This is a genomic window from Salinimicrobium sp. WS361 (genome assembly GCF_050750585.1).
In the GTDB taxonomy this organism is placed as follows: Bacteria; Bacteroidota; Bacteroidia; order Flavobacteriales; family Flavobacteriaceae; genus Salinimicrobium.
In genome coordinates, this window is the sequence record NZ_JBOJLM010000012.1 from 1 (window position 1) to 15433 (window position 15433).

At 40.8% G+C, this 15433-nt stretch carries 13 protein-coding genes and 1 tRNA gene; 3 read left to right on the forward strand and 11 right to left on the reverse strand.

Annotated features, from left to right (window positions below; translation table 11 throughout):
* Positions 1–12: 12 nt before the first annotated feature.
* From ACQ93I_RS12345 to ACQ93I_RS12360, 4 genes are all read right to left on the reverse strand, one after another.
* Complete coding sequence (locus ACQ93I_RS12345) at positions 13–2280, reverse strand: aconitate hydratase (protein WP_431698774.1); 2268 nt, start codon at positions 2278–2280, stop codon at positions 13–15.
* 449 nt (positions 2281–2729) lie between these two features.
* Positions 2730–3683 (reverse strand): AAA family ATPase, encoded by a 954-nt coding sequence (locus ACQ93I_RS12350; RefSeq protein WP_431698841.1) that lies wholly within the window; start codon positions 3681–3683, stop codon positions 2730–2732.
* 18 nt (positions 3684–3701) lie between these two features.
* Entirely contained in the window at positions 3702–5150 is a 1449-nt protein-coding gene (locus tag ACQ93I_RS12355; RefSeq protein ID WP_431698775.1) for a peptidylprolyl isomerase, read from the reverse strand.
* Positions 5113–5973 (reverse strand): peptidyl-prolyl cis-trans isomerase, encoded by an 861-nt coding sequence (locus ACQ93I_RS12360; RefSeq protein WP_431698776.1) that lies wholly within the window; start codon positions 5971–5973, stop codon positions 5113–5115. Before ACQ93I_RS12360 ends, ACQ93I_RS12355 begins: the two co-directional genes overlap by 38 nt.
* Positions 5974–6117: 144 nt before the next feature.
* Between ACQ93I_RS12360 and ACQ93I_RS12365 the strand changes: the two genes are divergently transcribed.
* Complete coding sequence (locus tag ACQ93I_RS12365) at positions 6118–6363, forward strand: hypothetical protein (RefSeq protein ID WP_266069967.1); 246 nt, start codon at positions 6118–6120, stop codon at positions 6361–6363.
* Positions 6364–6435: 72 nt separating this feature from the next.
* Positions 6436–6945 (forward strand): OmpH family outer membrane protein, encoded by a 510-nt coding sequence (locus tag ACQ93I_RS12370; protein WP_431698777.1) that lies wholly within the window; start codon positions 6436–6438, stop codon positions 6943–6945.
* 179 nt (positions 6946–7124) lie between these two features.
* On the opposite strand, the gene guaB is transcribed toward ACQ93I_RS12370, so the two are convergent.
* From guaB to ACQ93I_RS12395, 5 genes are all read right to left on the reverse strand, one after another.
* Positions 7125–8597, reverse strand: a complete 1473-nt coding sequence (guaB, locus tag ACQ93I_RS12375) for an IMP dehydrogenase (RefSeq protein ID WP_431698778.1) — start codon at positions 8595–8597, stop codon at positions 7125–7127.
* Positions 8598–8673: 76 nt separating this feature from the next.
* Positions 8674–10560: a tetratricopeptide repeat-containing sensor histidine kinase gene (locus ACQ93I_RS12380; protein ID WP_431698779.1), complete on the reverse strand. Its 1887-nt coding sequence runs from the start codon at positions 10558–10560 to the stop codon at positions 8674–8676.
* A 52-nt stretch (positions 10561–10612) separates the two neighbouring features.
* Positions 10613–11476 (reverse strand): hydroxymethylglutaryl-CoA lyase, encoded by an 864-nt coding sequence (locus ACQ93I_RS12385; RefSeq protein WP_431698780.1) that lies wholly within the window; start codon positions 11474–11476, stop codon positions 10613–10615.
* Positions 11477–11689: 213 nt separating this feature from the next.
* Positions 11690–12307, reverse strand: coding sequence for a LysE family translocator (locus tag ACQ93I_RS12390; RefSeq protein WP_431698781.1), 618 nt, complete (start codon positions 12305–12307; stop codon positions 11690–11692).
* Positions 12307–13326 (reverse strand): quinone-dependent dihydroorotate dehydrogenase, encoded by a 1020-nt coding sequence (locus ACQ93I_RS12395; RefSeq protein WP_431698782.1) that lies wholly within the window; start codon positions 13324–13326, stop codon positions 12307–12309. The genes ACQ93I_RS12390 and ACQ93I_RS12395 overlap by 1 nt, the downstream gene beginning before the upstream one ends.
* A gap of 110 nt (positions 13327–13436) precedes the next feature.
* Between ACQ93I_RS12395 and pepT the strand changes: the two genes are divergently transcribed.
* On the forward strand, positions 13437–14678 hold the full coding sequence (gene pepT, locus ACQ93I_RS12400) for a peptidase T (RefSeq protein WP_431698783.1): 1242 nt from the start codon (positions 13437–13439) through the stop codon (positions 14676–14678).
* A 358-nt stretch (positions 14679–15036) separates the two neighbouring features.
* On the opposite strand, the gene ACQ93I_RS12405 is transcribed toward pepT, so the two are convergent.
* Positions 15037–15110 (reverse strand) — tRNA-Thr (locus ACQ93I_RS12405).
* Positions 15111–15120: 10 nt separating this feature from the next.
* A complete protein-coding gene (locus ACQ93I_RS12410) occupies positions 15121–15387 on the reverse strand; it encodes a hypothetical protein (RefSeq protein WP_431698784.1) in 267 nt (88 codons plus the stop codon).
* Positions 15388–15433: the final 46 nt, after the last annotated feature.

Sequence of the window (15433 nt, forward strand, 5' to 3'; positions counted from 1 at the left end):
TAAAAGCTTTTTCTAAGCAGCGTTCTGCTTCTTTATAAGGTTAAGAGCAGAACCTTCCTTGTACCACTCAATTTGAGGTAGGTTATAGGTGTGATTTGCCTTAATAGTATCCTTAGAGCCATCTGCATGCACAACTTCTATTGTAAGCTGCTTATCTGGCGCAAAACCTTCAAGATCGATAAAGTTGAAAGTGTCATCTTCCTGGATTAGATCGTAATCACTTTCATTAGCAAAAGTAATTCCTAACATACCCTGCTTTTTCAAATTGGTCTCGTGAATTCGGGCAAAAGATTTCACCAACACTACTTTAACACCAAGATGTCTTGGCTCCATAGCAGCATGTTCTCTGGAAGAACCTTCGCCATAATTGTGGTCTCCAACTACCACTGTAGGTATTCCCGCAGCTTTGTACTTTCGTTGGGTTGCAGGCACACCATCATATTCACCGGTAATCTGGTTCTTTACGAAGTTGGTTTTCATATTGAAGGCGTTCACAGCACCAATTAGACAGTTGTTTGATATATTGTCAAGGTGACCTCTAAAGCGCAACCATGGTCCCGCCATAGAGATATGGTCTGTAGTACATTTTCCGTGAGCTTTAATAAGAAGTTTTGCTCCCGTTAAATTTTTACCGTCCCAAGGCTGGAATGGATCAAGTAACTGTAACCTTTCAGAGTTAGGATTAACTTTAACCTCTACACTAGAACCATCTTCGGTAGGAGCAAGATATCCAGGATCTTCAACATCAAAGCCTTTTGGAGGCAATTCAAGACCTGTTGGCTCATCAAGTTTCACATATTTCCCATCTTCATTAAGAAGCGTATCTCTGGAAGGATCAAAATCCAATCTTCCTGAAATTGCAATTGCAGCCACCATTTCAGGCGATCCTACAAATGCGTGGGTATTAGGGTTACCATCTGCCCTTTTTGAGAAGTTTCGGTTAAACGAATGTACAATAGTATTTTTCTCTTCACCTTTACGGTCACTTCTATCCCACTGTCCAATACATGGCCCACAGGCATTAGTAAAAATAGTGGCATCAAGATCTTCAAAAATTTGTAACAAACCATCTCTTTCGGCAGTAAAACGAATCTGTTCAGATCCAGGGTTAATACCAAAATCAGATTTAGCTTTTATTTTTTTATCTACTGCTTGTTTGGCAATAGAAGCAGCCCGTGTAAGATCTTCATAAGAAGAGTTGGTACATGAACCTATCAAGCCCCAGTCTACATTAATTGGCCAGTCATGTTCTTTGGCTTTTTCAGCCATTTCTGAAATTGGCGTAGCAAGATCTGGTGTGAAAGGTCCATTTAAATGAGGCTTAAGTTCAGAAAGATTGATTTCAATCACTTCATCAAAATACTGCTCGGGGCTAGCGTAAACTTCAGGATCACCGGTAAGGTGTTCTTTCACTTCATTGGCAGCATCTGCAACATCGGCACGATTTGTTGCACGAAGGTACCTCGCCATAGATTCATCATAGCCAAAGGTAGAAGTGGTTGCTCCAACCTCAGCTCCCATGTTACAAATAGTTCCTTTTCCGGTAGCCGACATTGATTCGGCACCTTCTCCAAAATACTCGATGATCGCTCCAGTACCACCTTTAACGGTAAGTATTCCAGCTACTTTTAAGATCACATCTTTTGATGAAGTCCATCCAGAAAGCTTACCTGTTAGCTTAACTCCAATTAGCTTTGGAAATTTTAGCTCCCATGCCATTCCTGCCATCACATCTACAGCATCTGCACCACCAACACCTATAGCAACCATTCCAAGACCACCGGCATTAACCGTATGGGAATCGGTACCAATCATCATTCCTCCAGGGAAAGCGTAATTCTCCAGTACTACCTGGTGAATAATTCCCGCTCCCGGTTTCCAGAATCCAATCCCATATTTATTCGAAACAGATTCAAGAAAGTCAAAAACCTCATCACTTGATTTTTTTGCGCTAGGTAAATCAAACTGAGCTCCAAGTTTTGCCTGGATCAGGTGATCACAATGTACTGTAGTAGGAACGGCTACGTTCTTCTTCCCAGCCTGCATAAATTGCAGCAAAGCCATTTGAGCAGTTGCATCCTGGCAGGCAATCCTGTCTGGCGCAAACTCTACATAATCTTTACCTCGTGTAAATTTTTGAGTCGGTTTTTCATTCCACAAGTGGGAATAAAGGATCTTTTCTGAAAGGGTTAAAGGTTTACCAACAGCCTCACGTGCGGCATTAACGCGCTCGCCCATCTGGCTGTAAACCTTCTTGATCATATCAATATCGTATGCCATATCTTGAATTTATTAATATTCTGAAGTGTTGCAAAATTACAAATTCCTGCCCGATTTAAAAAATTATAACCAAACCTGAAAATTACCTGAAGATAATTTATCAGTTCATGAAAAAACTATATATAAAAATAAGCTAATGCTATAAAATTAGCATAAAAACAAGAATATGGTAAATATGAAGCTTTATTTTATCCTTTCTGAAAAATAAGTAGCCTCCAGCCTGTAAATTTTTCAGCTAAAACAAGTGCACAACAACACTATTCAATAACAAGAGAGACAGTCTTTTGAAGCTGTGTCTGGATAGTATAAATGGAAGATTATTAATAATTCAGCAAACAGTGCTCCTGAAGATAACAGGGAGGAGAACCAATTAACTAAAATAATTTGTGCACTATATTTCGGAAGTAAACATAATGCACACTAAGAAGTTTTATCAGCCTTAAAAAATCTTAGAGCAGACTCTTGATAATATGTTCTTCCGAAATTCCTTCGGCTTCGGCTTTGTAATTTTTAATCACCCTATGTCTAAGAATTCCAAAGGCCACTGCCTGCACATCTTCAATATCGGGTGAAAATTTCCCTCTTACCGCTGCATTAGCTTTGGCTCCTAAAATGAGATTTTGAGAAGCTCTTGGTCCGGCGCCCCAGTCTACATACTCCTTTACAAGAGGAGTAGCTCTATCTCCTGCGGGTCGGGTTTTCCCCACAAGGTCTACCGCATACTCCACGACATTATCGGCCACAGGTATGCGTCGAATCAGGTGCTGAAAATCGACAATTTCACGAGCGGTAAATAGAGGATTTATTTCTTTTACCTCATCTGATGTCGTATTCTTCACTACCTCGATTTCCTCTTCAAAGGAGGGATATTCCAGTTTGATGGCAAACATAAACCTATCAAGCTGCGCCTCGGGTAGTGGATAGGTACCCTCCTGCTCAATAGGATTTTGGGTTGCGAGCACAAAATAGGGCAAGTCTAATTTATAGTGTTGACCGGCCACGGTTACCGACCGCTCCTGCATGGCTTCCAGTAAAGCTGCCTGGGTTTTAGGCGGAGTTCTGTTGATCTCGTCAGCAAGAATGATATTACCAAAAACAGGGCCTTTTATAAATTTAAAATGCCGGTTCTCATCTAATATCTCCGAGCCCAGAATATCACTCGGCATAAGATCTGGAGTAAACTGAATTCTTTTAAAATTAAGCCCAAGGGCCTGGGCTATGGTATCAACCATCAGGGTCTTGGCAAGACCCGGAACTCCAATAAGCAGGGAATGACCTCCCGAAAAAACAGATAAAAGGATCTGGTCTATTACTTGTTGCTGACCAACAATTCTTTTGGCGATTTCCTGCCTCAATTGCTGATGCCGTTTAACCAGATTTTCTACCGCTTCTACATCTGTCATGCCTGCCAAAAATATCGTTTATTTCTTAAGCCAGTTGCTGGAATATTCGCAATCTCTATACTCCCCATTTACCTTAACATAGGTCTCCTTGATCTTCTCTGCCTGCCATTTTTCAATAGCTTCAAGCTGCTTATCCCTAAGAGCAAGTTCTTTGATCTTGTTAAAGTCCTGGGCGTAGTCTGCCTTATGTTCTTTATACCTGTTAGTAACAGTAATTAATTTATAAAAAGGTCTTCCGGTATTGTCCTGATCTGTGATAATGTTCGAAACCTCTCCCTTCTCAAGATTGACAACCTGCTCATATAGCAACGGATCGATTTTAGTAAGTTCAAATCTTGTATCTCCAGTTGTGGGGTTCAATAATTTCCCTCCGCTTTCACGAGTTTCTTTTTCATCTGAAACTTCTTTGGCAGCATCGGCAAATGAAATTTCATCATTACTGATCCTTTCTCTTACATTTTCTATTTCGTCAAAAGCTTTTTGCTTGGTTTCTTCGGTAACATCAGGAATTAAAAGGATGTGACGCACATCTACCTGCTGCCCACGAATTTTGTCAACCATAAGAATGTGATAACCAAATTCAGTCTTAAAGGGTTTGCTCACCTCCCCTTCCTGAAGGGAAAATGCAGCATCTTTAAATTCTTTTACAAAAGGATCCTGACGGGTAAGCGTAATTTTTCCTCCCGAAGATCTCGAACCTGGATCCTGAGAATACAAAACCGCTTTTGTAGCAAAGCTGGCTCCATTCTCCAGTACATCTGCACGCATTTCATTCAATCGTGCTATATTTTCATCTTTTTCTTCCTGCGGAATTTCCGGTTTTACTACGATCTGTGCAATTTCCACCTCATCCCCAAATACAGGACGCTCGTCTTCAGGAATCTCTGTAAAGAATGCCCTCACCTCTTCAGGAGTGATCTCTACGGCATCAACAATTTTCCGCTGCATTTCAGAAGCAAGCCTGTTCTGCTTGTTAATTTCAAAAAGTTCAGCTCTAAAGTCAGCTTCACTATCCTTTTTATAGAACTCGAGTACTTTTTCAAGAGAACCTACCTGTTGGGTCATATAAGCTAACTGCTGATCAATATTGGCATTGATCTCGGCATCAGAAACTATGATACTGTCCTGTATGGCGTGGTGAGCGTAAAGCTTGTTCTCCATTAACCTTCCTGCAAGGTTACAGTTGGTCACATCTTGAGTAGAAACGCCCTGGCTTTGAAGCTCAAGGTACATCTTATCAATATCACTTTCAAGCACCACAAAATCACCAATTACTGCTGCTACACCATCTACCTTAAAACGGCCACTCCTGTCCTGTATTTTTTGCTGTATTTCCGTTTCAATACCAATTGCGGTACTGTCGGTAACTACTACTTCCTGCGCATGAACATTGCTCCCGCCCATGATAAAGGATAATAGGCCCAGTGATTTAATTATAGATCTCAAATTCGTCATTTTTAATAGCATCTTGTGTAATGTCTTTTTCTAATTTTTTAATGAGATCCAGCTTTCTTTTATTAAGCAGGATCTGCTTTATGCCCGGCAAGGAATACTCCAGGGGCGCCTGTTCATTGCGCAACTTAACATCCTCAACAGAGACCAAATATACTCCTAATGAGTCTTCAAGCTGCATAAAATTTTTGTTTTTTAAGAATTCAGGATTGTCCTGAGGCGTTAAAGGCCGAATTTTATCGTAAACCTGTTTTGTTTTAACCCAAACAGAATCATTGAGCGAATATGAATTGAACTGAATGGCCATATCCAGCAATGCCTGCCTGTCTTCCTGGTTAAACCTGATAAACCGTTTTTTAATAGTTTCAAAGTCCTTGTTGTTCTTGGTAATATTGATATACCTCACCTTCACAAGGTTCTCATTAAGAAAAAAATTCTCTCCATTTTCTTCGTAATAAGCTTCGGCTGCCTCTCTTGAAATACTGGTATCGAGTTCGCGGGCCACAATAGCATCTGTATAGGCTTTAGCATAAAGTTCGTTCTTGTAGTTCTGCACCAGGCGATCAAACTCTGCCTGCTGTTCACTACTCAAATTAACCCGTGCCCTGTCAAGCAGTAATTTTTGAGTAGCCCAGCGGGTAATGAAGTTATTTACCAAAAGCGTACTGTCTTCAGGAGAAGTGTTGGCCGAAATCAAAGTGGCGACATCATCCCTGTATAGATATGCATCATTTACGCGTGCAATGACCTCTTTCTCTTCAGGTTCATTAAGCAAGTTGCAGCTTCCGGTTAAAAAGCCCAAAAAAAGTAAGAAGAAAAGTCCTTTTTTGACAGTCAAATTAATCTTAAATATTATGAGTTTGCAAAAATACGAATTCCAAACAGTATACCAACCTACAGATAAAACGAAAGAATTTCACAAAAATTTTACTTTTGGCGTGGCTTTCGCTATGCTAAAGTCAAAGAAGCCAAATTTCATCACATGTCTAAAGAACGCAAACTAAAACTTATCTGGGATTTTCGTGGTCCTGATTCCGAAATTACCGCAAAACATCACGCTCATCACTTACAGGAATTCTTTAATAACAACGCTTTATCAATAAATATTTTAGGTAGCGAAAAATTATCTGAAACCCATGCCATTGCTTTTTTGGTAGTGACTAACGATGAAATGCCCGCGGTTCGTGACGCTCTAAAACCTCATCGCGGACAGCTTTATGAAGATTAATAAAAAAATATTTTCTTAAAATCTTCATAAATGCCTCTGCTCCTTTATATTTGCGAAAATCAAAACAAAATCATGAAAAAATATCTTTTAGTTTTAAGCTTTACCTTCCTTAGCCTTACAGCCTTTGCACAGTCAAAAATAGGAACCATAGATGCCGATTATATCCTGAACCAATTGCCTGAAATGACCCAGGTCAATGAAGGACTCAAAACCTATAATGAAGACCTTCAAAAAGAACTTGAATCAAACGTCACTAAATACGAAATACTGGTAAAGGACTACCAGGCAAACAGCTCCACTTTTTCTGAAGAAGACAAAAAAACAAAGGAATCAGAGATTATGGGTCTTGAAAATGACATTAAAGGTTTTCGTCAAAAAGCCAGCCTAATGATGCAGATGAAGAGAAATGAACTTACCAAGGCACTTTATGAGAAGATCAATGCCGCCATGCTACAGGTGATCCAGGAAGAGAATTACACCCAGATCTTCCATGCCGGCGGAAATAGCCTGGCCTATTCTGCTGAAGAATTTGATATAACCGTGAAAGTTCTTGATAAATTAGGAATTGTAGTGAAAGAATAAATTCAGTAGTCAGTGGTTCAGCAGTCAGAAGTGCAGGCTAATGACTGAAGGTCAACCACTGCAATCATTGACATAGCTAAAAAAAAGGAGGGTCTCAAAAATGGCATTTTTGAGACCCTCCTTTTTTTTTTGGGCTTTGCCACTATCTAACTCTTAACTACAAACTCCTGAACTATGAACTATCTGCTGTAGTTAGGTGATTCTTTTGTGATGGTCACATTATGAGGATGGCTTTCATTTATTCCTGAAGCTGTTATCTTCACAAACTTCGCCGATTCCTGCAAAGTAGCAACATCTTTTGCGCCGCAATAACCCATTCCGGCACGCAGGCCTCCTATAAACTGGTGGATACTTTCATATAGATCCCCTTTATAAGGAACGCGTCCTACAATACCTTCCGGCACCAGTTTTTTAATATCATCTTCCACATCCTGAAAATATCGATCTTTAGAGCCTTGTTTCATAGCTTCTACAGATCCCATTCCGCGGTAAGACTTGAATTTTCTTCCTTCGTAGATAATTGTTTCTCCCGGCGATTCTTTTGTACCTGCCAAAAGTGAGCCCAGCATCACGCAATCGGCTCCGGCAGCAATAGCTTTTGGAATATCTCCTGTATAGCGAATTCCTCCATCGGCAATTACAGGAACGCCGCTGCCTTTAATGGCTGCTGCAACTTCCAGTACGGCCGAGAATTGTGGAAAACCTACCCCGGCAACCACTCTTGTAGTACATATTGATCCTGGACCAATTCCTACTTTTACTGCATCGGCACCGGCTTCTACAAGATATTTTGCAGCCTCGGCAGTAGCAATATTTCCAACCACTACTTCCAGATCAGGAAATCTTCTTTTCACCTCCTTAAGTACTGTCACCACTCCTTTAGTGTGCCCATGGGCCGTGTCTATAACAATAGCATCCACTCCTGCTTTCACCAAAGCTTCGGCTCTTTCAACTGCATCACCGGTAACGCCAATGGCAGCGGCTACGCGCAGCCTTCCGTAGGAATCTTTATTTGCAATAGGTTTTTGAGTAAGCTTTGTAATATCCCTGAATGTAATAAGTCCAACAAGTTTATCTTCAGAATTTACAACGGGCAGTTTTTCAATCTTGTTCTGCTGCAGTATCACTTCAGCATCTTCAAGGGAAGTGCCTTCGGCTACAGTAACCAGATTCTCGGAAGTCATCACTTCCGAAATTGGCCTGTTATTATTTTTTTCAAAGCGCAAATCGCGATTTGTCACTATTCCAAGCAGTTTTCCATCCTCATCAACAATGGGAATACCGCCAATACTATGCTCACGCATATTTTCTTTAGCGTCTTTCACCTTTGCTGTAATTGGGAGGGTGATAGGATCAATGATCATCCCACTTTCTGCCCGCTTCACTTTTCGCACCTTGAGCGCCTGTTCTTCGGCGGTCATGTTTTTGTGCAAAACACCAATTCCTCCTTCACGTGCAATGGCAATAGCCATACGTGATTCGGTCACAGTATCCATAGCTGCGGAAACAATAGGCACATTGAGGCCAATGTTGCGGGTAAACTTAGATTGAATATTAACTTCGCGGGGAAGGATTTCTGAAAAGGCAGGGACTAAGAGTACGTCATCGTAGGTGAGTCCTTCGCCCAAGATCCTGGAGGTGTGTGCGATCATGGCAATTAAGATTTAATTGCGTGCAAATATACATTCTTTTCACCAGAAGAGAGCATTATATTTGATTAATTCATTTTCAGGCTTTCCGGAAAGCTACAATGAACTCTGCTCCCTTACCGGGATGATTTTTGATATCCAGTGTAGCTTCATTAATTCCAAGAAAATGCTTGACCAGCATAAGGCCAATTCCGGTACCTGTTTCCATACTCGTACCAATTTCTGAGATCATACGGTTATTAAATTTTTTGATCTCATTAATTTTCTCCTGTGATATTCCCTCTCCCCCGTCAAGTATGCTCATAAGCACAGTTTCTTCCTGCTCTTCAAAGCTGATGTTTATTTCTTTTCCCTCGCGGGTAAACTTTATGGCGTTTGACAATAAGTTGTGCAGAATTACACAAATATGACCGCGATCTACCATTACAGGGGGCAGGTCTTCAACTTGCTGCTGAATGAATTTGATGTTTTTACGTTTGGCAATGAGATAATAGGCCTTTATAATTTTTGCCGCCTTTTGCGGAAGGTCAACTTTTTCTATGTTCACTTTACTACCCTCCAGCTGTGAGTTGGCCCAATGCAGAAGGTTTTGCAACATTGAAGAAGTACCTGAAACCTGCACCAGCATTTCATCTAATAGAGATGCCTGCTCTTCTGGTGTAAAATCACCCGACTTAATAAGCCCCAGCAATTGCTCGAGAGAAGCCAATGGAGAACGCAGATCATGGGAAAGGATTGAAAAAAGCCGGTTTTTCGCCTCGTTCATTTCTGAAAGATCTTCATTTTGCTTAGAGATAAGACGATTTTGTTCAGAAATGGTCTGATTCTTATTCTGAAGTTGCGTAGTAAATTGCTCTTTTTGCCGAATGTTCTTTCTATATAAAATTGCCAGCACCAGCAACAATGAAACCGCAAGCACCAAAATCGCAAGAAAGATCCTGTTGGTAAAAAGCTGCTTCTCTACCGCTTCCTTTTCTGACTGCAGCTTTAGATTCTCTCCTTCTTTGCTCTCCAATTGCAGTAAATTTATGGCCCGCAGTTTATTTTGATTGTAGAGCGAATCACGGTATTGTTGATTTAATGACAAATACTCAAAGGCCTCAGCAGTCTTCCCCTGGCTTTGGTAAACACTTGATAAGATCCCGGTATTCCTTTCCAGGTCCCAAATAGATTGAAGGTCCCTGGCAAAAACAAGTGCTTTTTGACCCATCTCTTCTGCCAGCTCATACTTTTCCTGTGCAGCGTAAACCTGGGCCAGTCCTGCATAAGTAAAAGATTTTTCCCAGTTATTAGGTTCGGTTTGATGGTTGAGTACCTTAAAATAAAATTCTATGGCCTTGTCGTAATTCCCACGGAAAAACTTGATTTGGGCAATTCGGTTTAATGCGAGGTGTTCTACATCTACACGTCCTGCCTTTCGTGAAAGTTCCAGTGCCATTTGAAGGTTACCCAGCGCTTTTTCATATTCCTTTACTTCAATTTGTGAGATGGCAATATTGAGATAGGCAGGATTTGCTCTGGCAGGATCACCCGATTTATTATAAGCATCAATGGCCTCATTAAAAAGATTGATTGCTGCTCTATTCCTGTCAATTCCCTGCTGAATTAACCCCTGCCCCACCAGGCTTTTTGCCACGGAGAGTTGATTTCCGGTTGCCTGATAGATCTCTAAGGCCTCCAGATAATACTGAAGAGAAAGGTCGTAGCTCCCTTTTACATAATAGGCATAGCCATAAGCATAGGCCACATCTGCCCTATCTTCAGGGTCATTGGATGCTGTAGCCAGAGCATCTGCTTTCTCAAGGATTTTTAACGCTGTTGAAAAATCATTGTTAAGCATAGAAAACCCTTTGTCTACATAAAATGCAACAGAATCCTGTTCCTGTTGCCACTCAACATAAACTGAAGAATAAGCACTCGGAAAAAATAAAAGGGCAACAAAAAAACAGATATAATTACGCTTCAAAAATGGCATTTTAGAGTGCAATTATAGATATAAATTTTGAAACACCACTCTTCTAATGATAAGTTGAAAATATTTTTGTTGCTTCATTATGAGATGATTCAAAGCTCATCATCTTAACATTGGTATCATCTTTTTTAGAAGTGAAGTAAGACAGTAATTTTTCTGTAGGCATGTTTCCTGTAAGCTCGTCTTTTGCCATTGGGCAGCCACCAAATCCCTGTATCGCACCATCAAATCTTTTGCAACCCGATTTATAAGCCGCATCTACCTTCTCAAACCATTTTGCCGGGGTGGTATGAAGGTGTGCTCCAAATTCTATTTTTGGATACTTCGGAATTAAATTTGAATACAGATAAGTGATAATATCGGGAGTAGAACTACCAATAGTGTCTGAGAGCGAGAGGATCTTTACACCCATTCCGGAGAGTTTTTCTGTCCACTCCCCCACAATCTCGACATCCCACGGATCTCCGTAAGGGTTTCCAAATCCCATAGACAGGTATGCCACCACTTCTTTACCCGAAGCATCGGCGATATTGAGGATCTCATGCAGGGTTTCGACAGATTCGGCTATGGTCTTATGGGTATTTCGCATCTGGAAGTTTTCAGAAATCGAAAAAGGATAGCCTAAATAGTCTATTTCAGGATGTTGAGAAGCATCCTGGGCACCCCGTGTATTCGCAACGATGGCCAGCAGCTTACTTTGTGTTCTCGAAAGATCGAGTTTAGATAAAACTTCGGCAGTATCGGCCATTTGAGGAATCGCTTTTGGAGAAACAAAACTTCCGAAGTCAATAGTGTCGAATCCGCAGCGCAACAAAGACTGAATGTACTGAACTTTCTTTTCTGTAGGAATGAAATTTTTAATTCCCTGCATAGCGTCTCGCGGACATTCAATAATTTTTAATTTCCCCATGAGTCAAATATAGAATTTAGTATTGAGATATGAGAATTGAGATTCTGAAGTAGGAAGTAGAAGTTTTTCGCCCTAAACTTGTTCCAGGTCTTATTTTGATGTTTACCCCGGCACCGATTACAAATCTGCGCCATCTTATTACAAAGAAGCTAAGGGTTTACTGCTAAAGGCTAATAGCTTCTTATCAGCACTAACTACTTAATAATCTTTACTCTATACTAATACAAACACACCAATCCCAACAAAAACCACCACCTGCACCCATTTAAAAATTTGGCCTGAAGCAGGGTGCTTTTGAAGATAGACAGAAATTTTTCCTGCCAAAATCGCGACGGCAGCGAAGATGAGGAAAGCCTGAAACATGAATAGAAACCCGAGAACATAGAACTGGTAAACAGTATTGCCTTGTGGATCCCAAAGGAATCCCGGGAAAAAGGCGAGGAAAAAAATGGCAACTTTCGGATTTAAAACATTCATTAAAAATCCCCTTTTGAAGAGGGAAGTAAATTCCTTCTTTTGTTTGGCAGCTGGAGCTTTAACGTTTATTGTCGAATCGCTTTTGTAGACCTTCCAGGCCAGGTAGAACAAATATGCCGCTCCCAAAAGCCTGATCATTAAAAATAAATTTTCGGACTGCTTTATTATTGCTGAAATCCCAAAAGCAACCAGGCTGGTGTGAATGATAATTCCGCTTATCAGGCCTAGGGCAGTAACAATCCCGTGTTTTTTCCCATTGGTCATTCCCTGGACCAATACATAAATAATATCCGGACCGGGAGAAAGGGTGAGCAGCACGGCAGCTGCAAGAAAAGCTATGAGTTCACCCGCCACTAGGAACGTGCTAGAATTGCCTGGTTGATCTTCTTCACTAACTGCGGCCCCTCATAGATAAAGCCGGTATAAAGCTGCACCAAAGCGGCCCCTGCCTCAAGTTTTTCAATAGCATCTTCGGGAGACATGATGCCTCCTACTCCAATAATTGGAAATGCTTTATTGCTTTTTTCTGAAAGAAAGCGAATAACCTCTGTTGCACGTTTTGTTAGGGGCTTTCCACTTAGCCCGCCGGTTTCATCTTTGTCTGATGAAGTGAGGTCTTCGCGGGAAATGGTGGTGTTGGTGGCTATAACTCCTGCAATTCCGGTTTCTTTTATAATATCTATGATATCGAGGAGCTGGGAATCGGTAAGATCGGGTGCTATTTTAAGCAGGATTGGTTTCTGCACCGGGCGCTTTAAATTTTCCTGTTGCAGGGTGTTGAGTAACTTAGTTAGCGGTTCCTTATCCTGCAGCTCCCTTAAATTTGGAGTGTTTGGTGAACTTACATTGATCACGAAATAATCTACCTGCTCAAAAAGGGCATAAAAGCAGATCAAATAATCATCAACAGCTTTTTCATTGGCCGTGACTTTATTTTTACCAATATTTCCGCCAATAAGAACTCCACTATTTTTTTTCAGTCTTTCTACCGCTTCTGTCACCCCTCCATTATTAAAGCCCATCCTGTTGATAATGGCTTTGTCTTCTTTTAGCCTGAAAAGCCTTTTTTTCTCATTTCCCGGTTGAGGTTTTGGCGTTAAGGTTCCTATTTCAATAAATCCGAAGCCAAAATTAGAAAGTTCTTTATACAGCTTTGCATCTTTATCAAACCCGGCGGCCAAACCTACAGGATTAGGAAATTTAATTCCGAAGACTTCCCGCTCCAGCTTTTTATCTTCAACTACAAATTGTTTTCGAACAAGTTTTTGGCTTACGGGAAGAAGAAACAATTTCCGAAGAGCAGAAAAGGTGAAATAATGCACCTTCTCCGGATCAATATTGAAAAGCAGGGGCCGGATTATCTTTTGATACATGAAGTGGGTTTTGCACAAAATTAACACAAAGCTGCATAAAAAAGTATGAAAATAGAAAAGGTTTTGAACCTACTTTTTATATCGCTACTTTTGGGAAAACTACCTTAAAAATGACTAATAAGCAGCAAATCATTGACCGCTTTTTAAGCTATGTCAAGATAGATACTCAAAGTGACGAAACAAGTGAATCAACTCCCAGCACAGAGAAACAGTGGGATTTAGCCAATAAATTAAAGGCCGAATTAGAGACCATGGGCATGCAGGAGGTGAGCATAGATGAACATGCCTATGTAATGGCAACTTTACCTTCAAATGTAGAACATGATGTACCGGTAATAGGTTTTGTAGCTCATTTTGATACCACGCCCGACTTTTCGGGAACCAATGTTAATCCGCAGATCATCGAAAATTATGACGGAAAAAATATTATACTGAACAAGGAAAAAAACATCGTTCTATCACCCGAATATTTTGATGACCTCTTACAATACGAAGGACAAACCATCATTACTACCGATGGTACCACCCTACTGGGCGCCGATGACAAAGCCGGAATTACAGAGATCATGGAAGCCATGAAGTATCTTATTGAACATCCTGAAATTCCACATGGGAAGATCCGGGTTTGTTTTACGCCCGATGAAGAAATTGGTCGCGGTGCACACAAATTTGATGTGGAGAAATTTGGGGCAGAATGGGCGTATACTATGGACGGTAGCCAGGTTGGTGAACTGGAATACGAAAATTTCAATGCAGCCGGTGCCGTTGTGAAGGTAAGCGGAAAAAGCGTGCACCCGGGTTATGCCAAGGATAAAATGATAAACAGCATGTATATTGCTATGGATTTTATTAACTCCCTGCCACGCCTTGAGACTCCTGAACATACTGAAGACAGACAGGGCTTTTTTCACCTCAACGCAATTGAAGGCGATGTGGAAGAAACCACGCTTCATTACATTATTCGCGACCATGACCGGGAGCATTTTGAAGCCCGTAAGGAAATGATCAAAGATCTTGCGGCAGAGATATGCAGCCAATATGAAAGAGATTGTGTGACTGTAGAAGTAAAAGACCAGTACTACAACATGAGAGAGAAAGTAGAACCGGTGATGCATATTGTTGATATTGCCGAGGCTGCAATGAAAAAAGCAGATGTCACGCCAATCATCAAACCAATTCGTGGTGGTACCGATGGAGCTCAACTTAGCTTTAAAGGCCTTCCCTGCCCTAATATCTTTGCCGGTGGCCATAATTTCCACGGAAAATATGAATATGTGCCGGTAGAAAGTATGCAGAAAGCGGTGGAAGTAATTGTACAAATAGCCGAACTTACAGCTGAAAAGTATAAGTAAAAGTCGGGATAAATTACAAATCCGCGCTAGCCGTAATAAGACCTCACAGGTTTCAAAAACCTGTGAGGTCTTCATTTAAAACCTGGTGAGTAATTGCAGCTCATTAATATACTACCCAATGGCAGTACTTGAAGAAAGTATTAAATTGGATGCACCCGGCCTATACAGTGAATGGCAAAGAAAGCAGTTTCAAAAGCTACATTTCACAATCACTCTTATAAATCACCTCCCAAAAAGTCAACTTAATGCAGCTTTTCTATCCTCACAAATAAAAAACTTCTTTCGCGCAGGAGTTTATCGTCCCTCACATAATTTCATAAAAAAACCTCTCAAAAAATTGAGAGGTTTTTTTATCAAGAGCCGATGGAGGGACTCGAACCCACGACCTGCTGATTACAAATCAGCTGCTCTAGCCAGCTGAGCTACATCGGCGAATGCTTTACTATAAAGCGTTTATCTTTTCGACAAGGACTTTGGCTTTAACCTCAAATTCCTTCTCTATTCCTCTAAAATGTTGTTTTTTATTTTCAACATCTTTTTGGTTCATCTTTCCTATCAATTCGTCAAAATCTGATATTGCCTCATCGACAACTTTTTCAGATTTAGAAGGATCTTCATCAGGGTGGGTAATCTGGTGCAGATAAGCCGCCTCAATGATGTCTCCAAAGACGTAATTCATATCTCTCTTTAATGTTCTTCTATTCGCCATCTTTCGCGTAATTTTTCAGGTGCGAATTTACACTATTTCTCAATTC

What these genes read in the sequence shown, in the direction of transcription:
- ACQ93I_RS12355 (WP_431698775.1), bottom strand. Translation starts at nt 5,150, where the DNA reads ATGCTATTAAAAATGACGAATTTGAGATCTATAATTAAATCACTGGGC.
- ACQ93I_RS12350 (WP_431698841.1), bottom strand. Translation starts at nt 3,683, where the DNA reads ATGACAGATGTAGAAGCGGTAGAAAATCTGGTTAAACGGCATCAGCAA.
- ACQ93I_RS12395 (WP_431698782.1), bottom strand. Translation starts at nt 13,326, where the DNA reads ATGTATCAAAAGATAATCCGGCCCCTGCTTTTCAATATTGATCCGGAG.
- ACQ93I_RS12410 (WP_431698784.1), bottom strand. Translation starts at nt 15,387, where the DNA reads ATGGCGAATAGAAGAACATTAAAGAGAGATATGAATTACGTCTTTGGA.
- guaB (WP_431698778.1), bottom strand. Translation starts at nt 8,597, where the DNA reads ATGATCGCACACACCTCCAGGATCTTGGGCGAAGGACTCACCTACGAT.
- ACQ93I_RS12370 (WP_431698777.1), top strand. Translation starts at nt 6,436, where the DNA reads ATGAAAAAATATCTTTTAGTTTTAAGCTTTACCTTCCTTAGCCTTACA.
- ACQ93I_RS12345 (WP_431698774.1), bottom strand. Translation starts at nt 2,280, where the DNA reads ATGGCATACGATATTGATATGATCAAGAAGGTTTACAGCCAGATGGGC.
- ACQ93I_RS12385 (WP_431698780.1), bottom strand. Translation starts at nt 11,476, where the DNA reads ATGGGGAAATTAAAAATTATTGAATGTCCGCGAGACGCTATGCAGGGA.
- ACQ93I_RS12365 (WP_266069967.1), top strand. Translation starts at nt 6,118, where the DNA reads ATGTCTAAAGAACGCAAACTAAAACTTATCTGGGATTTTCGTGGTCCT.
- pepT (WP_431698783.1), top strand. Translation starts at nt 13,437, where the DNA reads ATGACTAATAAGCAGCAAATCATTGACCGCTTTTTAAGCTATGTCAAG.